Origin of the sequence: Natrinema salinisoli (assembly GCF_020405205.1) — an archaeon.
GTDB classification, from domain to species: Archaea; Halobacteriota; Halobacteria; order Halobacteriales; family Natrialbaceae; genus Natrinema; species Natrinema salinisoli.
The window spans coordinates 3,083,149-3,102,259 of sequence record NZ_CP084469.1 but is presented as its reverse complement, the minus strand read 5'-3'; the positions used below and the strand labels follow the sequence as shown (position 1 = coordinate 3,102,259).

The 19,111-nt window shown below is 66.2% G+C and carries 21 protein-coding genes; 12 read left to right on the top strand and 9 right to left on the bottom strand.

Features of this window, described 5'->3' with window-relative positions; genetic code table 11:
- Window positions 1-53 precede the first annotated feature (53 nt).
- The 4 genes from LDB05_RS15270 to larB all read right to left on the bottom strand — a co-directional run bounded on the left by LDB05_RS15270 (window position 54) and on the right by larB (window position 2,459).
- A complete protein-coding gene (locus LDB05_RS15270) occupies window positions 54-1,007 on the bottom strand; it encodes a DUF8054 domain-containing protein (protein ID WP_226004849.1) in 954 nt (317 codons plus the stop codon).
- A 96-nt stretch (window positions 1,008-1,103) separates the two neighbouring features.
- The gene (locus tag LDB05_RS15265; RefSeq protein ID WP_226004848.1) at window positions 1,104-1,352 is read right to left on the bottom strand and encodes a GIY-YIG nuclease family protein; all 249 of its coding nucleotides are present in this window, start codon (window positions 1,350-1,352) and stop codon (window positions 1,104-1,106) included.
- Window positions 1,353-1,433: 81 nt separating this feature from the next.
- Entirely contained in the window at window positions 1,434-1,583 is a 150-nt protein-coding gene (locus tag LDB05_RS15260; protein WP_226004847.1) for a DUF7563 family protein, read from the bottom strand.
- Window positions 1,584-1,700: 117 nt separating this feature from the next.
- Window positions 1,701-2,459, bottom strand: a complete 759-nt coding sequence (larB, locus tag LDB05_RS15255) for a nickel pincer cofactor biosynthesis protein LarB (RefSeq protein ID WP_226004846.1) — start codon at window positions 2,457-2,459, stop codon at window positions 1,701-1,703.
- A 286-nt stretch (window positions 2,460-2,745) separates the two neighbouring features.
- Between larB and LDB05_RS15250 the strand changes: the two genes are divergently transcribed.
- The 3 genes from LDB05_RS15250 to LDB05_RS15240 all read left to right on the top strand — a co-directional run bounded on the left by LDB05_RS15250 (window position 2,746) and on the right by LDB05_RS15240 (window position 3,949).
- Window positions 2,746-2,913 (top strand): DUF1931 family protein, encoded by a 168-nt coding sequence (locus LDB05_RS15250; protein ID WP_006665251.1) that lies wholly within the window; start codon window positions 2,746-2,748, stop codon window positions 2,911-2,913.
- Between the two features lie 140 nt (window positions 2,914-3,053).
- Entirely contained in the window at window positions 3,054-3,509 is a 456-nt protein-coding gene (locus LDB05_RS15245; protein ID WP_226004845.1) for a hypothetical protein, read from the top strand.
- A gap of 5 nt (window positions 3,510-3,514) precedes the next feature.
- On the top strand, window positions 3,515-3,949 hold the full coding sequence (locus LDB05_RS15240) for a hypothetical protein (RefSeq protein ID WP_226004844.1): 435 nt from the start codon (window positions 3,515-3,517) through the stop codon (window positions 3,947-3,949).
- A 13-nt stretch (window positions 3,950-3,962) separates the two neighbouring features.
- On the opposite strand, the gene rpiA is transcribed toward LDB05_RS15240, so the two are convergent.
- A complete protein-coding gene (gene rpiA / locus LDB05_RS15235) occupies window positions 3,963-4,667 on the bottom strand; it encodes a ribose-5-phosphate isomerase RpiA (RefSeq protein WP_226004843.1) in 705 nt (234 codons plus the stop codon).
- Window positions 4,668-4,839: 172 nt separating this feature from the next.
- Between rpiA and LDB05_RS15230 the strand changes: the two genes are divergently transcribed.
- Window positions 4,840-5,601: an ABC transporter ATP-binding protein gene (locus LDB05_RS15230; RefSeq protein WP_226004842.1), complete on the top strand. Its 762-nt coding sequence runs from the start codon at window positions 4,840-4,842 to the stop codon at window positions 5,599-5,601.
- On the top strand, window positions 5,598-6,875 hold the full coding sequence (locus LDB05_RS15225; RefSeq protein WP_226004841.1) for an ABC transporter permease: 1,278 nt from the start codon (window positions 5,598-5,600) through the stop codon (window positions 6,873-6,875). Before LDB05_RS15230 ends, LDB05_RS15225 begins: the two co-directional genes overlap by 4 nt.
- Before the next feature lie 38 nt (window positions 6,876-6,913).
- On the opposite strand, the gene LDB05_RS15220 is transcribed toward LDB05_RS15225, so the two are convergent.
- Window positions 6,914-7,519 (bottom strand): DUF5518 domain-containing protein, encoded by a 606-nt coding sequence (locus LDB05_RS15220; RefSeq protein ID WP_226004840.1) that lies wholly within the window; start codon window positions 7,517-7,519, stop codon window positions 6,914-6,916.
- Between the two features lie 81 nt (window positions 7,520-7,600).
- Window positions 7,601-8,737 (bottom strand): AI-2E family transporter, encoded by a 1,137-nt coding sequence (locus LDB05_RS15215; protein WP_226004839.1) that lies wholly within the window; start codon window positions 8,735-8,737, stop codon window positions 7,601-7,603.
- A 93-nt stretch (window positions 8,738-8,830) separates the two neighbouring features.
- Here LDB05_RS15215 and LDB05_RS15210 point away from each other — a divergent pair, with 93 nt between their 5' ends.
- From LDB05_RS15210 to LDB05_RS15190, 5 genes are all read left to right on the top strand, one after another.
- Window positions 8,831-9,961: a thiamine ABC transporter substrate-binding protein gene (locus tag LDB05_RS15210; protein WP_226004838.1), complete on the top strand. Its 1,131-nt coding sequence runs from the start codon at window positions 8,831-8,833 to the stop codon at window positions 9,959-9,961.
- A 4-nt stretch (window positions 9,962-9,965) separates the two neighbouring features.
- Complete coding sequence (locus LDB05_RS15205) at window positions 9,966-11,879, top strand: ABC transporter permease (protein ID WP_226004837.1); 1,914 nt, start codon at window positions 9,966-9,968, stop codon at window positions 11,877-11,879.
- Window positions 11,876-12,940: an ABC transporter ATP-binding protein gene (locus tag LDB05_RS15200; RefSeq protein WP_226004836.1), complete on the top strand. Its 1,065-nt coding sequence runs from the start codon at window positions 11,876-11,878 to the stop codon at window positions 12,938-12,940. The genes LDB05_RS15205 and LDB05_RS15200 overlap by 4 nt, the downstream gene beginning before the upstream one ends.
- A 74-nt stretch (window positions 12,941-13,014) precedes the next feature.
- Window positions 13,015-13,326 carry a peptidase associated/transthyretin-like domain-containing protein gene (locus LDB05_RS15195; RefSeq protein WP_226004835.1) on the top strand — a complete coding sequence of 104 codons (312 nt, stop codon included), beginning with the start codon at window positions 13,015-13,017 and terminating at the stop codon, window positions 13,324-13,326.
- Window positions 13,327-13,414: 88 nt separating this feature from the next.
- Window positions 13,415-13,582 (top strand): hypothetical protein, encoded by a 168-nt coding sequence (locus LDB05_RS15190; protein ID WP_226004834.1) that lies wholly within the window; start codon window positions 13,415-13,417, stop codon window positions 13,580-13,582.
- Between the two features lie 42 nt (window positions 13,583-13,624).
- Here LDB05_RS15190 and LDB05_RS15185 read toward each other — a convergent pair whose 3' ends face one another.
- A complete protein-coding gene (locus tag LDB05_RS15185; RefSeq protein ID WP_226007921.1) occupies window positions 13,625-15,496 on the bottom strand; it encodes an SLC13 family permease in 1,872 nt (623 codons plus the stop codon).
- Between the two features lie 390 nt (window positions 15,497-15,886).
- On the opposite strand from LDB05_RS15185, the gene LDB05_RS15180 reads away from it, so the two are divergent.
- Both LDB05_RS15180 and LDB05_RS15175 read left to right on the top strand, forming a co-directional pair.
- A complete protein-coding gene (locus LDB05_RS15180) occupies window positions 15,887-16,195 on the top strand; it encodes a DUF7521 family protein (RefSeq protein WP_226004833.1) in 309 nt (102 codons plus the stop codon).
- Entirely contained in the window at window positions 16,192-16,683 is a 492-nt protein-coding gene (locus tag LDB05_RS15175; protein ID WP_226004832.1) for an FAD synthase family protein, read from the top strand. Before LDB05_RS15180 ends, LDB05_RS15175 begins: the two co-directional genes overlap by 4 nt.
- 14 nt (window positions 16,684-16,697) lie before the next feature.
- Here LDB05_RS15175 and LDB05_RS15170 read toward each other — a convergent pair whose 3' ends face one another.
- Window positions 16,698-19,073, bottom strand: a complete 2,376-nt coding sequence (locus LDB05_RS15170; protein ID WP_226007920.1) for an ATP-dependent DNA helicase — start codon at window positions 19,071-19,073, stop codon at window positions 16,698-16,700.
- Window positions 19,074-19,111: the final 38 nt, after the last annotated feature.

Below are 19,111 nucleotides of genomic sequence, written 5' to 3'. Positions count from 1 at the left end.
GTATGGTCGGCAGCCGGCGCGAAAAAAGCGACGGCACGCTTCGCGAGGCCGAATCAGGCCTCGACGTCGGAGAGGCGCTGTTCGAAGAGCCGTTCGCCCGTCTCCTCGCAGGTCACCGCGACGACCTGATGGGACGTACAGCAGGATTCGACGACCTCCTCGCCCATCTCCACGTCGCCGCCGGAGGGACACGTCTCGAGGAACATCCGGAGGCTGTTGAGCACCTCGCCTTTCGTCTCGGGATCGTACGCGTCCCAGTCGTCGATCCACGTCTCGAGCGCCCGACTCGCGGCGACGTCCGCGATCAGCCCGGCCCGAGAGGGCCAGCGGCCGGCTCCGCGGCCCCCCGCCATCAAGATCTGAGTCTCGTCGCGGGTCTCGAATTCGAACTCGTCGGGATCGGCCTCGAATCCGAACGCGTCGACGGCCGCCGCGGCGTCGACCCCCGACTCGTCGAGCGGCTCGATCTCGTCGAACCAGGCGGTCTCGAACGCGTCGGTGAGACAGAGGTCGTCCCTGTCCGAGCACGGCTCGAGGACGTCGTGGTCGAGGAAGAACGTCTCGAGGTCGACGATCGCCTGTTCGTCCTCGCCGTCGGTCGCGGCGACGTCGTCGGTTTCGTCGAACGTGGCGACGTCACCGGACGGCGACGAGGTGTCGGTCGAATCGGTGCCGGAGCGGGATGCATCGGCAGAGGTCGTCCCGGTCGAGCCGGCGGCACCGAGGCCGCTCGCGACCCCCGGATCGGGCTCTTTCCCGAACCAGCGCAGCACTTCGGGCGGAAGGTACCGTTTCGTCAACGTCGGCGTTCCGGGAACGAGATAGCCTCTGAGATAGATTAGCGCGACGGAGACCGTAATCGCGAGGAGGCCGCCGAGGCGGGACTTGCGCGCGATCAGCGAGCCGACTACCGCTGCGATGACGAGGTTCAACACGGTACACGGTTCACACCGGTTCTCGCCGGTGTATTCGGGTTGTTTGAGATCGTCGACGACGTCGATTTGCATCGTATGGTAACTACCAGCCTCGGACAGTATCTATTTTTCGGACGTTAGATGTGATATAATGTGGTGGCGGACTGGCGTACGCCGAGTCGGGACGGCTCACTCGAGCCCGATGAGTCGCTCTTTCGCGGCCCTGCTCAGTTGCTTGATCTCGTACTCGCGAGACATGGCTGCCGACCTCGAGTCGAACTCCTCGTGGTATCGGAGTTCGACCGGCGTCCGTCCGCGCGTGTACTTCGCGCCCTCGCCCGCATCGTGTTCGGCGACGCGTCGCTCGAGGTCGGTCGTGTAGCCGGTGTAGAGGGAGCCGTCGGCGCACTCGAGGACGTAGACGACGTGGTCGGCCATCGCTCGTGGACAGGCGGGGGTGCGTAAAAAGCGTCTCGTCCGTGGGGGCGCGTGGTTGTTGATCGCGTGGTAGCGATGTGGTCAGGTACCGCGAGCGCGCTCTTTCGCGGCCTCTGCGATTCCGGCGTTGGCCGAACAGCTGACACACGCGTGGATTTCGCCGTCTTCGTCGGCGAAGACACGTGCGAACCGTTCGGAGACGTGCGCGCCGCAGTGGTCACACTTGGGCATTGGTCACACCGGCCGGAGCCGGTACCGTAGTATACTGGTCGAACGAATAAATAGCCTTCACCATACACTGTTTGGCTTTTCGGTTTCGGGAAATATTTTTCGAGAATAAGGACGTCGTCAGGACCGTGGAGTATCGATCGCGCGTGCGAAGAGCGTCGCCTGCGCACCGGCGACGAACCCCGCGTCGATGTTGACGACCGAGAGCACGGTACAGGACTGAAGCATGCCGGCGAGTGCCGCCTCGCCGTCGCCGCCGTGGCCGTAGCCGCTGGCGACCGGGACGCCGATGACGGGCGTATCGACGAGACCGGCGACGACGGTCGGCAGAGCGCCCTCTCGACCGGCGGCGACGATCAGCACGTCCGCCTCGCGGAGTCGATCGAGCTGATCGAGGGTCCGATCCAGCGACGCGACGCCGATATCGTCGACCCGATCGACCGTCACGCCCGCGTCTCGAAGAACCATCCCTGCTTCGTCCGCGACCGGCCCGTCGACCGTTCCACCGGTCGCGATTCCCACCGTCGCATCGAGCGACGGCTGTTCGTACTCGGGGCTCGTCACACGGACCGTCGTGGTCCGGCGATCGATCGTGGCGTCGGGAATCGCCTCCCCGAGATGGGTCTCGAGCGCCTCGAACAGGGACTCGGACACTCGAGTGAGCAACGCCCGACCCGTCGTCTCGAGGGCGGTTTCCGCGAGTGCGACGATCTGTTCGGCCGACTTTCCCTCCGCGAATATCGCTTCCGGAATCCCGCGTCGCTGCTCGCGAGCCGCATCGAATCGGCCGGCGTCGCCGACGACGTAGCCCCTGAGCTCGGCTTCGGCCTGTGCCGGCGACAGCGAGCCGTCGGCGACGGCCTCGAGGAGTTCGCGCATACCTTTCCTCGAGGGCCGACGTACTCGAATCCGTCGACCGGGGTTCGAGTCGCGAGCTAACGATTCTCAGCAGATAGTATCGCTGAACACGCGCGGGAGCCCCGGAGGACCGCGCGCGAGCCGAATACGGTGTCTCGATCGCCCCGAAATCCCCGCCGGCTGTTCATCAACTATATACTTTCCGGTGGTTCTGCGCACCGAAACGGACGAATCAACCGCTGGAACCCCCGTATTTCCACGACTAACCAAAACATATATATGAGGTAACCGGAAACGAGTATATCGTATGGCAGATCTTATCGTCAAAGCCGCCGTCAAGGAAGCGCTCGATGACAAAAACGTCGCCTCGGATTTCTACGACGCACTCGACGAGGAAGTCGACGAACTCCTCGCGGACGCAGCGCGACGTGCAGAGGCTAACGACCGGAAGACGGTCCAGCCCCGCGACCTGTAAGGTTCGATACTAACGCGATTTTTTCGGACGCTACGCCGAATAGCGGCGAGTATCGGCACCAGCGCCGATCGGACCGCGACGACCGATGGGTGGTCATACCCAGGTCGAGTTTTTTGCTGCTCCCCGTCGTAGACGTGGCCATGCTGCGCACGCTCCTGATCGGCTTCGGACTGCTCGAGATTATCAAACCGAAGCCGGTCATCGAGGCCTGTGAGCGGATCGGTCTGCGAAACCCCGACGCGGCCCGGCGACGGCCGCTCGCGCTGACGGGCGCTCGGCTCGAGGGGCTCGTCTTCGTCTGGCTGCTCGTCCGCCGCCGACAGGGATCAACGCTCGTCTCCGCCCTGCTCGGGCTCGCCGGGCTGACGCTCGTCCTCGTCCCACGGCCGATCATCGGACTCAGCCAGCATCTGGTCTACGCCGACACCGACGACCTCGAGGTACAGCCGTGGGTCGTGCCCGCAGCGCGGCTGCTCGGCGTCCTCTACCTGACCGTCACGCTGCTCTCGCGGAGCACGGGCACGGAGACGGCGTCCGACGAGGGTCGCGACGACGGAGACCAGTCCTCGCGCCGGCTGCGGATCCGCTCGAGGTGACCGAAGTGGGACCCGTCCGTCGAGCACTGGCAATCGGCGTCGGACTGTTCGAGGTGATCGCACCGGGGAGACTCATCGGCTACGGCGAACGGCTGGCGTTCGAAACCCCTGACGCCGGACGGTTCCGGCCCTGGACGATTCCGATCGCTCGGCTCGAGGGGATGGCGTTCGTCTGGCTCCTCGGTCGCGACGAGGAGGTCCCGACGAGCGTCCGGAACGCACTCGCCGCCGTCGGGTTCGTCCTCGCATTGGTCCCCCGAACGACCGTCGAACTCGCTCTGGCGGTCGCCTACGAGAACGCCGACGAGCTCGAGGTGAAACGGTGGGTGGTGCCGGTAACCCGTCTGTTCGGGGCATGTTACGTGGCCGCCGGCCTGTTTCCGAAACCGGTCGGCGGGCCGACGGACACTGTGGTCGAGTACCGAAGCGAAAGGGGATAATTTCGAACTCGAGTCAGTAGCGACGGACCTCGACCCCGTCGTCGGTACCGACGTACGTCGCGTCGGCCACCCCGACGAACAGGCCGTGTTCGACGACACCGGGGAGCCTCGAGAGTCGCGTCGCCAGTTCGTCGGGATCGTCGATGGGACCGAACGCACAGTCCAGCACAAGATTGCCGTTGTCGGTCACGACGGGGCCGTCCTTTCGCTCGGCGTCGCGGAGCGTCGGGTCGCCGCCCAGCTCCTCGATCCGGTCCGCCGTAACGGTGTGGGCGTCGGGGAGCACTTCGACCGGAACCGGGCGCTCGAGTCGGTCGGTCAGCTTCGAGGGATCGGCGACGACGACGAACCGGTCTGCCGCCGTATCGACGAGCTTCTCGCGCGCGTGAGCCGCACCGCCGCCCTTGATGAGGGCGCCGTGAGCGCCGGTTTCGCCGTCGACGACCTGATCGGCACCGTCGATCGCGAGGTCGACGCCGTCGACCGCGTCGAGATCGGTCAGGGGGATCCCGACCTCGAGCGCGAGCTGGCGGGACTGGAACGAGGTCGGAATCCCGCGGACCGCGAGGCCGTCGTCGACGGCGCGACCGATCGCCCGGATCGCGTGGGCCGTCGTCGAGCCGGTACCGAGTCCGACGACGAATCCGTCTTCGACCGCCTCGGCCGCCCGTTCGCCGGCGCGGCGTTTCGCCGCGGTGGAGCCGCCTTCCGTCTTCATGGTTCCTCAAGCGAGCGGCGGCGAGAAAAACGTTACATCTCGCGACGACACTCGGAGATCGACGGGTCGGCGTTCGATCGATCGTCTCGAGTCCCCGACCGGCGTCGAACCCGTTTTCGCACGTCCCCTCGTTGCGCCGAACTTTTTTTGAACCGTCCGTGGACGACCCTCCATGGTACGGGAGACGGCGGTAGCCCTCTCGAACGTCCACAAGACCTACCGGATCGGCGAGCCGGTGCACGCGCTCGACGGCGTCACGCTCGAGGTGCCACAGGGGTCCTATACTGCCATCATGGGACCGAGCGGGTCCGGCAAATCGACGCTGATGAACCTCGTCGGCTGTCTCGACACGCCGACGGAGGGGTCGGTCGCCGTCGGCGGTCGAACGGTCGGGGCGCTCGGTGACCGCGAACGAACCCGGCTCCGGGGGACTGAGGTCGGGTTCGTCTTCCAGACGTTCAACCTCATGCCGCGGCTGAACGCCCTCGAGAACGTCGCGCTACCGCAGTTGTTCCAGGGTATCGATCGCGCGGAGCGCCGGGAACGGGCGCGGGACCTGCTCGAGCGGGTCGGCCTCGGAGACCGGGCGGATCACCTCCCGAACGAACTGTCGGGCGGCCAGCGCCAGCGGGTCGCGCTCGCGCGGGCGCTCGTCAACGATCCGGCGATCGTTCTGGCCGACGAGCCGTCGGGGAACCTCGATACGGACACCGAGGCGGACATCCTGGACCTCTTCGACGAGTTTCACGCGGCCGGAACGACGATGCTGGTCGTCACCCACGAGCGACACGTCGCCGAGCGGGCCGACCGGATCGTCCACCTGCTCGACGGGAAAATCGAGCGGATCGAGGAACTCGACGGACCCGGCAACGACGGCGTGACGACGGATTCGATCGCGGGCCGAGAGTCGGATCCGGGGGCCGATTCCGAATGAACCCGCTCGAGAGCCTGCGACTCTCCTGGCGGTCCATTCGCGGTCACAAGCTCCGATCGGCGCTGACGACGCTGGGGATCGTGATCGGCATCGCGGCGGTGATCGCGTTCGTCACGCTGGGCGCCAGTTTGCAGGCGGGGATCATCGGCGACATCAGCCCGGACGACCAGCGCAACGTCTACGGCTGGGCCGCCGAGCCCGACACCGAGGGCGGCCCGCTCGCGGGCGCCCAGCCCGTCTTCACGCAGGACGATCTCGAGGCGGTCGAGGAACTCGAAGACGTCGACGCAGCGTACGGCTACGCGAACATTCAGATGCAGACGGTTTCGAACGGCAACGAGACGGTCGCACAGGGGAACGGGTTGATCGCCTCGGGGCCGTCGTACATCCGTGAGGAACGGCTGGCGGAAGGGAGACAGTTCCGGATGGGCGAACGCGAGGCCGTGCTGAATCCGGCGGCGGCGAACCAGTTCGAGGAGAACGTCACCGTCGGCGACGAACTCACGGTAACGATCTTCGGCGGCCAGCAGACGACGCTCGAGGTGGTCGGCATCACCGACACGAGCGAGGGGCAAAGTCCCTTCGAGGGGTTCGAGTCCTCGCCTCGGATCTACGTGCCGACGGACCCCTACTACACGGAGCAGGCGTCGGCGCTGGGCGGTGGTGGGGGCGATACCGAAACCGAAACGGGTAGCGACGTTCGCTTCCTCGCGATCGTCGTCGAGGCCCCGTCGGCCGCCGACGCCGACATCGACGCCGCCCGGGAGAGCGCGACCGCCTACCTCGAGAGCGACCGCTCCGACGCGAGTGAGCTGATGGGCGACGACCTCGCCGTCCGGTTTCAGACGAGTACGGAACTCCTCCAGCAGCTGCAGGACGTCCTGGACCTCCTGCGGAACTTCATCGTGGGCATCGCGGCCATCTCCCTGCTGGTCGGCTCGATCGGCATCGCGAACATCATGCTCGTGAGCGTCACCGAACGGACCCGCGAGATCGGCATCATGAAAGCGGTCGGCGCGCAAAACCGCGACGTTCTCGGCCTCTTTCTCACCGAATCCATCGTCCTCGGCGTCATCGGGTCCATCCTCGGGACCGGGCTCGGACTCCTCGGGGGCTATCTCGGCGCGCAGTACATCGATCTCCCGCTCGTTTACCCCCTCGAGTACGTCGCGCTCGCGGTCGTCGTCGGAATGCTCGTGGGGATCGTCGCCGGACTGTATCCCGCCTGGCGGGCGGCGCGGACGGATCCGATCGACGCGCTCAGATACGAGTGACTCGCGGCGCGGATAGGGCGGTTTCGTGGGAAACGGGGTTACTCGAGGTCCGATTCACGATCTCGGTCCCGCCCCGAATACCGATCTCCTTCGAATCCGCTCGACGTGGATCGATCCGACTCGGCGTCGGGGTCCCGTGCCGATGTCGCATCGGCATCGCGATCCCGGGTCGACGCCGTGTCGACGTCGCCGTCACGGGTGGAAACGGTGTCAGCGGTACGAGGCGGTCGGTCGCCGTCCGTCTCGAACCCGATCGTGTCCCGAGTCCGGCGCTGTCGGTCGGGATACTCCCGCGCGAGGTACGCCCCCAGATAGCCGCCGAGTGCCGAGAAGCCGACGGTGTAGACGAGCACGAAGAAGAGGAACCCGAAGATGAAAATCGAGGCGAAGGCGATCCCGCTACCCGGAGCGCCGCCCAGGAGTCCGAGCCCGAGGAAGCCGAAAAGCAGGAAGCTACCGGCGACGATCGGAAGGAACGTGATCACGCCGGCCAGTGCTCCCGCAATCGTGCCCGCACGCTCGTTCGGCCCCTCGAGAAATCCCGCGACGGCCCCGCCGAGAGCCGGAGAGAGGGGGATGAACGAGAGGACGACGCCGATAACGGCTCCGATGACCGCGTTGACGATGGTGCTACTCCGGACCATACTGAACGGACGGGGAGCGAAGTGAAAAGTGTCGGTGGTCCGTGGTGTCGCCGCGATCCGCCTCCGATCTCGAGCGAGCGGTCAGTCGTCTGCGAACTCCGAACTCGACTCCGCGAACGTGGTTTCTTCGCTGGTCGGCTCCTCGGGCGGTTCCTCGAGGTCGTGTTCGATGATCTCCGCGAACGTGGCGTCGGTGTTGACCTCGTCGGCGAGCAGATCGACGGCTTCGACGAAGACCGCGACGAGTAACGGACCGACGACGACGCCGATCGGGCCGAGCGTGAAGAGGCCGCCGGTGAAGCCGACGAAGTAGAGGCTGCCGGGCAGCCCGGCGGAGCGGCGGGCTAACCGCGGTCGAACGGCGATATCGGGAAGCCAGGCCACGAGCAACAGGCCGAAAACGCCCATCAGGACAGCGGCGACGAGATCGCCGGCGGCGACGTGATAGAGCGCGATCGGGGCGATGAGCAGACTCGGACCGATGATCGGGACGAACTGCAAAACCGCGGCGACGATAGCGAGCGTCAACGCCGCCTCGTAGCCGAGAACCCAGAACAGCGGATAGGCAATGACCAGCGTCGCGATCGAGGTCGCGACCTGCAGGACGTAGATCGCGTACAGCGTCTCGCGAGCGCGCGTCGCGAGCGCGTAGACGACGTCTCGATACTCATGGGGAATCGGTGCGACGGCGGCCCGTCCCGCCTCATCGCCTTTGAGCAAGATACCAAAGAGGAGGACGACGAACAGCGCGAACTTGATCGCGAGCACCGGGAGCGCGAGCGCGAACAAGGTCGCAGCGTCGCTGAGATAGTCGGCCGCCATCGTCTGGACCTCGCCCGCTTTGATCGGGTACGCCACCTCGAGCACCGTGATCGTCAACTCCCGTGGGAGTCCCTCGACAGCGTCGACCACCTGCTCGATGCGGAAGTACATCGCCACGACGATCGGTGCGAAGACCGCGATCGCACTCACGAACCCGATTAGAGTCGCAGCGAGCGCGCCGGTCCACTCGGAGAGGCCGCGCCTGACGAGCCATCCCTGGACCGGCAACAACACGTAGGCGACGGTAAGCGCGAAAAGGATCGTTCCGAGGACCTCGAGCAGGATGCCGCCGGTCACGATCCCCAGTGCGACGACGATTCCCGCGAGAACGTACCGACGGCGCCTGTTTCCGCCGGCACTCTCGGTCGAGGTCCCTGTCACATTCGTGGGTCGCATTCGGGGAACAAAGTCTTTCGGCTCGAGCGGCGGGTTCGAAACGGCACGACGCCGATCAAGGGTCTTAAGACTACCCAGTGCAACCACCGGGTAATGAAACGACGAACGTTCGTGGGGGCGGTCGGTGGGAGTGCAGTCGCCGGATTCGCCGGCTGTCTGACGCGCGACGGGGAGAACGACCAGGGGAACGGGAACGGAACCGGAACCGGAGATCCGGAGCCGGAGGACCCGGATCTCGAGGGGGAGCTTCGGGTCGCGACCTACGAATCGATGGTCGACGGCGAGGACCCGGCCGGGCCGTGGCTCAAGGAGGCGTTCGAGGAAGCGTACTCCGACGCGGAACTGACGTGGACGGTTCCGAACAACGGGATCAACGACTACATCGATCGCGAACAACAAGGCGCCGATATCGACGCCGACGTCTATCTCGGGGCCAACGTCGACGACCTCGTCAGAGTCGACGACAATCTCGACGACGGCGGTCTCCTTCGGGACCTCAACGTCGATCGGATCGATCGGGCCGACCGGATCCGGGACGGACTCGACATGGGCGACCCGCATGGCCGGGTACTCGCCTACGACACGGGCTACATCTGTCTCGTCTACGACGAGAACGTCGTCGACGAGCCCGAGACGCTCGACGATCTCACCGTACCGGCCTACGAGGACGCCCTGCTCGCCCAGAACGCCCAGCAGTCCGACCCCGGCCAGGCGTTCTTGCTGTGGACGATCGACGCCTACGGCGAGGACGGATACCTCGACTACTGGCAGGGACTCATGGACAACGGGATCCGGGTTCTCAACGACTGGAGCGAGTCGTACACCGGTGCGTACATGGAGGGGGATCGGCCGATGGTCGTCTCGTACTCGACCGATCAGGTGTTCGCCAACCAGTACGACTACGATATGAGTCGCCACCAGATCGCCTTCCCGAACGATCAGGGGTACGCCAACCCCGAGGGAATGGGGATCTTCGAGGGAGCGAGCGAGGTCGATCTCGCGTACGAATTCCTCGACTTCGCTCTCTCGAGCGATGCGCAGGCCCAGATCGCCCAGCGAAACGTCCAGTTCCCGGCCGTCGCCGCGGAACACGTCGATCTCGACGAGGAGTTCGACCGGTACGCACACGTCCCGCCGGAGGCGGTGACGATCGGCTACGAGGAGCTTCGGGGCAGCCTCGACGGCTGGATCGAAAACTGGGCGCGCGAGTTCGCCAGCCAGTAGGCCCGTGTCTCGACCGGACTGGTCCGTGCGGGTGGCGGGGCTTCGACAGCGGTCCACAGCCGTTCGCCGCTGGCTCGAGCACCACGCCCTCTCCCTGACGGCGCTCGCGACGGCCGGCGTCCTCGCCGTCATGCTCTACCTGCCGGTCGGGGTCGTCTTCGTCAACGCCGCCTTCGACGACGGCGTCGCGACGTTCGCGTTCTTCCGCGAGGTACTCACCGACCCGTTCTACTTCGGTGTCCTCGCGGACGTCTTCGCGGAGCCGCTGGCAGTCCGGACGCACCTCGAGTCGCTGCTCGGCTGGCTCGCGGCCGTCTCCGTCTCGGTTTCCCTCGAGTACCCGATCCCCGGCGTTCCGTTACCGATACCGTGGCCGAGCCTCGAGACGCCGGGGATTCGGAAGGGGCTGTTCGGCTTTACGGCGTATCAGGCCGCCCTCTCGACGGTTGCGAGCGTCGCTCTGGGGCTGTCCGCCGCGTATATCCTCGCGAACTACGAATTCCGGGGTCGGCGGACGCTGCGTTCGCTGACGATCCTCCCGTTCGTCTTGCCGGGAATCATGGTCGCCGTGGGGTTCTACGCGATGTTCGGTCGGACGGGAACGCTCAACCAGTTACTCGGAATCGCCGGAGTCGGACCGTATCCGTTCATCGAGTGGAACCCGCTCGCGATCGTAATCGTCGCCCACGCGTTCTACAACGCCCCGCTGGTGGCTCGCGTCACCGTGGCCGCCTGGGAGTCCGTCGACGTTCGAACCGTCGAAACCGCTCGCAGCCTCGGCGCGAGCCCGCGTCGTGCGTTCCGGGACGTGGTCGTTCCACAGCTCCTGCCGGCCGTCCTGACGGGCGCACTGCTGACCTTCATCTTCACGTTCATGACGTTCCCGATCGTGCTCGCGCTGGGCGGCCTGCAGCTCGCGACCGTCGAGGTATGGATCTACGACCGCGTCCGTCGGCTGGCGTACTCTGAGGCCGCGACGCTCGCCGTCCTCGAGACGATCCTCTCGCTGGGGTTGACCTACGCCTACCTTCGGTACGAATCCGCGCAGTCGGGACTGGCTCGAGGGGCGACCTCACCGTCCCGGACGCCGCTCTTTCCCGACCTCCGGACGGCGTTGTCGCCCCGTCGACTGGCGATCGTCGGCTACGGGCTCGTAACCCTGATCGTCTTCGTCGGCCCGATGGCGAGCCTCGTCGTCGGCGGCGTGACGGACGGAAGCGGGTTCACGACGCGTCACTACGCCTTCCTGCTCGAGCGCCAGCTCGAGGGGGCGGATTACCAGACCCTGCCGTGGATCGCGATCCGGAACTCGCTGCTGTTCGGACTCGCGACGCTGGCCGTCGCCGTCCCGATGGGCATCGTCGTCTCGGTCGTGACGGTTCGCGCCGATCGCGGTGGAGCGATCGTCGACACGCTCGCGATGTTGCCGCTCGCGGTCAGCGGGGTCGTCTTCGGCATCGGCCTCCTGCAGGGACTCGTCTTCGGAATTCCGCTACCCGGCGGCTGGCGGATTCAGGTGACGGGCGCGGTCGCGATCGTCGCCGCCCACGCCGTCGCCGCCTACCCCTTCGTCACGCGCAACGTCTCGCCCCTGCTCGCGAACCTCGATCCGGCGATGGTCGAGTCCGCTCGAGCGCTCGGCGCATCCCGGTACCGCGCGCTTCGGGACGTGGAACTCCCGCTGGTAGCCAGCGGCGTCGTCGCCGGGACCGCCTTCGCGTTCGCCATCTCGATCGGCGAGTTCTCTTCGACGGTGATTTTGGCCAGCGGCGGCGACACCTACACCATGCCCGTCGCCGTCGAGCGCTATCTCGGCCGCCGCTCCGGCCCCGCTATCGCCATGGGTACCGTGTTGCTGGTGATCACGGCCGCGAGCTTCGTCGTCGTCGACCGCGTCGGCGGGAGGTTCGAACGGTGACCGGACTCAGTCTCGAGGGCGTGTCGAAGGTCTATGGCGGAACTGGCGTGACGGACGGTCCGGATCGCGGGACGGTCGCACTGGAGGACGTCGACATCGCGGTTCGCGACGGGGAGTTCTTCACCCTCGTCGGTCCCTCGGGCTGCGGAAAGACGACGACCCTCCGAGCGATCGCCGGCTTCGAAGAGCCGACCGAGGGGGCCGTCCGGTTCGACGGTCGAGGGATGACCGGCGTCCCGCCCGAGGAACGGGACGTCGGCGTCGTCTTCCAGAGCTACGCGCTGTTCCCCCACATGACCGTCGCCGAAAACGTCGGCTACGGCCTCCGCTTTCGGGACCCGCCCGACGGGACGACCGTGGACGAACGCGTCGCCGAGTTGCTCGAACTGGTCGATCTCGAGGGAATGGACGATCGCGACCCCGAGCAGCTCTCGGGCGGCCAGCAACAGCGGGTTGCACTGGCTCGAGCGCTCGCGCCGGCACCGGACCTCCTCTTGCTCGACGAGCCGATGAGCGCGCTGGACGCGCAGCTCCGGGAATCGCTGCGCCGACAAATAAAGCGGATTCAGTCGGAGCTCGGGATCACGACCGTCTACGTCACGCACGATCAGGCGGAGGCGCTGGCGATATCCGATCGGCTCGCAGTTATGAACGGCGGCCGCGTCGAACAGATCGGACGGCCACAGGAGATCTATCGCGAACCCGCGACGCGATTCGTCGCCGAGTTCGTCGGCGACAACAACGTCTTCGACGCCCCGGTTCGGAGTCGTGACGGCGAGTACGGACGCGTGGAAGTCGGCGGTGAGACGTTCACCGTGCCGGTGGTCGACGGAACCGATCGGCTCACCTTCTGCGTGCGGCCGGGCGGGCTCTCACGATCCGCCGACCGCAACCGGCTGACGGTCCGCGTCGAGACCAGCGAGTTCCTCGGCGAGACGGTCCGCGTCAACGGCCGCTGGAACGACAGGAAAATCGTGCTCCGGCTCGACGAGATCCCGGAGGGCGACGAACTGACGGTCGGCTTCGAACCCGACGACGCGCACGTCGTCGCCCCTCGATAGCGGCGTCCGGATCGGTTCGATCGCCCGGAACGTGCAAGTGTGCTTCTTTCAAAATGGCTGTGCTAGGTTATACCATGAAAGTTACTCGGCAGCTCCGGCTCGAGGTCGAACGCCGAGAGGTGGCCGTCCGGACCCCGATCACCGTTCGCGTTCGCGATCATCGACGGCAGCCGGTCGAGGGAGCCCTCGTCACGACCGAGACGAAATCCGTCCGAACGGACGGCCGAGGGCTGTGTCGACTACAGTTCGATTCGCCCGGGTTCTGGAAGCTCACCGCGAGGAAAGGACCGAGCGAGCGCGTCGCGTACGAGCCGGCGTCGACGCTCGTTCGCGTCGTCCCGAACGAAGCCGCACTCCGTCCGTATCGGCCCGCGAAACCGCGATAGCGACGAGTCAGCGCACGGGTTCGGCCTCGAGAACGAGCACGCGGTGTCGTGCCACAGCGTTATCCCGCCCGCCGCCCTGTCCCACAGCGTGGCAGACTCGAAAAACAGCCGAGACAAACAGGCCGACGACGAGGAGGAGCGACAGCGGGAACGAGAGGTCTCGGAGGCGCTCGAGCGGGACGACGAAGACGAACCGGAACTGGAGGACGAAGACGACCGAGATCAGGACGACGCCGAACTCGAGGACGAGGAGTAAGCCAAGGGAGACGCGGAGAGACGGAGAAGCGGCGTGGCGGTACTACGTCAGGCCCCAGAAGAACGCGATCCCGAAGACGGTGACGACGGAGAGTAACAACTGGAGCGGTGCGCCGACCCGGACGAAGTCCATGAATTTGTACCCACCGGGGCCGTAGACGAACAGGTTCGTCTGGTAGCCGACGGGCGTGAGGAACGCGGTGGAGGCCGCGAAGGTCACCGCGAGCACGAACGCGAAGGCGTTCGCGCCGATCTGCTGGGCAGTCTCGACGGCGACCGGGAGCATCAACACGACGCTCGCGTTGTTGGAGATGACGCCCGTGATGAGTCCCGTCGCGAGGTAAAACACCCACAGCACGCCGATTGCGGGAAGATAGGTGCCGGTCGAGGCGACGAGCGTGCCCAGGAGATCCGCACCGCCGGTCTGCTCGAGGGCGATTCCCAGCGGGATGATGCCGGCCAGCAGGAAGATCACGTCCCACTCGACGGCGTCGTAGATCTCGGTCGGCTTGAGGACGCCTGTCGCGACCATCGCGACGACGCCCGCGAGGGCGGTGACCATGATCGGTAGGGAAAGCGCCGTCATCGCCTCGAACGCGCCGACCCCCGTCATACCTGCGAGGGCGGAGCCGACCGTCCCCCACGGGACTGCGACGAACCCGACGACGCCGGCCATGATCGCCGCCGCGTGGGGGATCTTCTCCGTACGGTAATCGGGCTCCTCGGGCTCGTGTGCGACGATGAAATCGTCGTTCTGCGAGAGGCGGTCGATACTGTCCGGCGCCGCCTGGACTAACAGCGTGTCGCCCACGCGAATCCGGCGCTCGTCCATGTGATCCCGGACCGTCTCGCCGCGGCTCCGGAACGCCAGCACCGTCGCGTCGTAGCGCTGGCGAAACGTCGACGTCTCGAGCGATTCGCCGACGAGGAACGACCCCCGCGGGACGACGATCTCGACGAGGGTTCGCTCGGAGATGTCGTCCGGCTCGAGTTCGTCTACGGTTTCCGGATTGCCCGCGAGCGAAAGGGTACCCCGATCGACGAACTGCTGGACGGTGTCGCGATCGGCGCGAAGTCGCAGCAGGTCCCCCTCTCGGATCGTCTTCTGACTGATCGGTTCGATGAACTCGTCGCCGTCGCGGACGACCTGGAGGATGTCGGCGTCGAATTCGACGTGATCGATGGCGTCTTTGACCGTCGTCCCGACGATCGGGGAGCCCTCGTCGACCACTACTTCGGTCAGGTACTCCTCGATCGCGTACTCCTGAATGTAGTCCTCCTCGACGGGGACGCGTTCGGGCAGCAGTCGGTGGCCGATAGTCATGAGATAGAGGCTCCCGACGACGAGGACGACGATCCCGAGCTTGGTGAACTCGAACATCGAGAACGGCTGGCCGAGGAGTCGCCCGGAGACGTCGCTCGCGAGGATGTTCGTCGAGGTGCCGATGAGGGTGAGCATCCCGCCGAACATCGAGGCGTAGGAGAGCGGGATCAGGAGTTTCGACGGTGACGTCTTCCCCTTGTGGGCGATGTCCGAGATGACGGGCACGAGGATGGCGACGACCGGCGTGTTGTTGATGAAGCCGGAGATCGGGCCGCTGACGCCGATCGTCGCGAGCAGCTGTTTGTTCAGGTCGTCGCCCGCGAACGCCGACATCTTGCGACCGATGATCTGGACGACACCCGTCTGGCTGATTCCCGAGCTGAGAATGAGCATCGCCAGCACGGTGATCGTCGCCGAGTTCGAGAAGCCGGAGGTCCCCTCTTCGGTCGATATTTCTGTGAAGTTCACTACGCCGTCAACCCCGAGCACCATCAACAACACCATGATGAGGATGGCCGTCACGTCGATTGGCAGCCATTCGGTGATGAAGAGGACGAGTGCGATGACGATGATTCCGAATACGACCAGCATCTGGGGAGTCACGGCGAGACTACCGGACTCGGCGGCAAGCGGAGCGGCTCCAGCGTCCGACGGGAGAAGTCCAGACACGGTTGATAGTCCGGATATCCCGACGGTCCCGCTTGAAGGCCCCGGTTCGACGCGAGCCCGGGATCCGGCACACTATCCTTTCAGCGTCCGTTCATTCGTGGCAGCGGTCGGAACCCGTCTCGTGAACATCTTCGGAGAAGTTCCTTTGGAGCAGGAACTGGACACGGTACTCAAGTGATCTCCGTCGGGACGAACCCGTATGGAGACGTCCGATACTCGAGCCGCACAACGCGTCGCGACAGGTACTCGAGCGTCCGACACCCGAAATCCGCACACCGAACCGAGCGGTCGACGCCGGATCGGAACCGACTCATGAGGGACTACGCGCTCTTCATCGCAGCCGCGAACACGGCGACGGTACTCACAGGTGGGGCAGTCGCACTGTTGGCCTATCGAGCGTTTCGACGAACGGGCTCGGCGGCACTCCGGGCAGTCGCCGTCGGGTTCGGTACCATCGTCGGCGGCTCGGTACTCGGCGGCGGGGTTCACCTCCTCGGCGGCGCAGTCGCGCTCGGCGTCGTCCTCCAGAGCACGGTCACCGCAGTCGGGTTTGGGATCTTGCTGTACTCGCTGTACACCGAAACGGCGGCCGTGACCGAGAAAACGAAGATATCAATATGACAGATAAGTCGGAACGGGAAGGAACGCGGGTCGTCGCACAGGGAACGTTCGATCTCCTCCATCCGGGTCACGTCCACTACCTCGAGGAAGCCGCCGCGATGGGCGAGGAACTGCACGTCATCGTCGCCCGTGCGGACAGCATCTCCCACAAACAGGAGCCCGTCCTGCCGGGCGAGCAACGCCGGGAAGTCGTCGCCGCTCTCGACGCGGTCGATCACGCTCGTCTCGGCCATCCCGAGGACTTCTCGGTCCCCATCCGGGAGATCGATCCCGACGTGCTCGTCCTGGGACACGATCAACACCACGACGAAGACGAAATCGAAGGACTGCTCGCGGAGTGGGGAATCGACTGTCGCGTCGAGCGAGCGAGCGGGCTCGAGCCGTCGGGCGATCACCGGTACTCGAGTAGCGACATCGTCGAGGAGGTGCTCGCGGAACGGGGACGGGACGGGCCGCGAACGGCCGTCGAACTGGACGCCGACGATTGAGCGGTGAGCCGCCGCTACTGCGGGGTGAGACGGGAGCGGAACCGCTCGAGGCCGACGTCGAGCATGTCGGGACTCACCGTCTGGAACTCGCCGTCGTCGGGCAGGTACGGCCGGACCGAGTCCCAGCTGTCGCGGGCGTAGCGCTCGTCGAGGAGGACGCGAACGCCGACGTCCTCGGGGCTGCGGATGACGCGGCCGATCGCCTGCCGGGCCTTCCGTACTGCGGGAATCGTCAGCGCGTACGTGAAGCCGTCGCCGAACTCGTCGTCGTAGGCGCGGCGAACGGCCTTCGTCCGCGGGCTCGAGGTGTTGACGATCGGGACGCCGCAGACGACCGCGGCGGCGAGGCGGTCGCCGCTGTAGTCGACGCCCTCGGTCAGCGTCCCTCGCAGACTCGTGACGAGCACCTTCCCCTCGCCGGCGAAGAAGTCGTCCTTGAGCGACTGCGTGGTCTCGTCGTCGCTCGCGGCGTCGAGCAGGACCGGCTTGTCGACCCGATCCTCGAGGACGCCGGCGGTCCACTCGGCTTCGGCGTAACTGGGCATCCCGACGAGAACGTTGCCGGGGAGGTGCGCGACTTTCGAAATGGCGTCGGCGTAGGACCGTCGCGTCGGATTGTCTTCCCCGGGACTGCCGCGATTGTCGTAGGTGAACTTCGGCGCGGCGACCGCGAAGCTCTCGCGGTTCTCTCGGGGGAAGTGGAGTCCGTATCGCCGCTCGACGACCGGTCGGTCTTCCTCGTGCTCGAGGTACTGGAGTCCGGTCACCTCGGTGAAGGCGTCCATCGGCTCGAGCGTCGCGCTCATCAGGATGCCGCCGCCGAACGTGCCGAGCCGGTCGCCGATCGCGTCACTGGGGACGCAGTTGTGCAGGGAGAGTCGGGCGTTGTAGGCGCGGCGCCACGAGTCCGCGGGCTCGGTGTCGTCCCAGGTTCGCTCGAGTTCGATCTCGCGGAAGTAATCGGTGTGGCCGCGGCGGTACCACTCGCCAAGCACGCGGCCGACCGCGGGTGCAGCGCGGGTTCGGTCCTCGTCTTCGGCCTCGTTCAGGACGCGTTCGACGATCGCGCCGACGGCCTCGGCGCGAACCCAGTCGGCGTCGCCGTACCCCGCTTCGCTCGCCCACTCCGAGAGTTCGTCCTCGGCGGGCTGGCCCGGATCGCGGAGGGGGAGTTCCTCGTCGCGGAGGTCGTTCAGGTTCGACTGCCAGCCGCGGTAATTCCGGTCGAGGTGGGCGGTGACCCGCCGATCGAGTTCCTCCCGGAGGTCGCGAACGAACTCGAGGATCCGATTGAGCTCCTCGAAGGAGACGTCGCTGTCCGCGAGTTCCCCGCGGACGAGATCCGCGTCGGCGGTCTTGGAGCCGCCTTCGGCCTGTCGACCCTCGCGCTCGAACTTGATCGGCTGAATGACTCGCGAGAGCTCGGTTTCGGCGTCTCGGAGGGTGCTATCGGCGACGCCCTCGCTGACGAGATCGCGCACGCGCGGTTCCAACATATGAGCTTCGTCGCAGACGACGTACGTGGAGTCGTCGAGCAGCGCGCCGGTGAAGGAGCCGACCGTTCGGGGATCGAAGGCGTGGTAGTAGTTCCCCATCATGACCTCGACCTCGCCGAGGGCGGCCCCCATCACGGAGTGGGGGCAGGTGCCGTGTTTGACCGAGCGGGCGACCAGCTCCTCTGGCGTCACCATCCCGGCGTCGGTGAAGTCGTACGGAACCGCTTCCGCCGCCGAACCGTCCTCCTCGTCGTCCGGCAGGTCCTCGAGGTACTGCGCGTAGAACGGACAGTACTCGGTTTCGGCGCCGACGGGACCACCCTCGCCGTACTCGGGGAGATTCGGCGGGTAGGGCGTCGGTTCGCCGGCGGTCTCGAGGAAGGTGTTCTTCGATTGGCTCCCGCTGTCGGCCAGTCCGATCTGTTGGCTGCGAGCGCGGGCGGCCAGGTTCTGGGCGGTCGTCTCGCCGCCCTCCCCGGTGAGGTCGCGGGTTCGGTCCCGGAGCGTCTCGCAGCGGTCGTAGACGTTGCCGTCGTCGATCCCTGCCGCGCCCTCCCGGTTGTACGGACAGACGTCGGCCTTTCCGACGAGCGTGTGTCCCGAAATCGGGTCCCAGTCGGCGGGGAGGTTCTCGTTGATCGTCTCTAAATCTTCTTCGAACTGGCGCAGTTGCTGTTTGACGCTCGTGAGCACGAGCACGCGTTCGTAATCGGTGTCGGGATCGCGCACGAGTTCGATCCCCGCGGTGAGTGCGATCATCGTCTTCCCGGTGCCACAGGCCCCTTCGATGACGGTGTAGCCGCCATCCCGTCCGGTGTCGATGGCCGTCTCGATGCCGTCGACCTGGGGATCGTAGGGCTGCTCGTGACCGAACACCGTCCGCCAGTTCGTCATTCTCTCCGTACTCATCGTCGGTCGTCCATAGCGTTGAC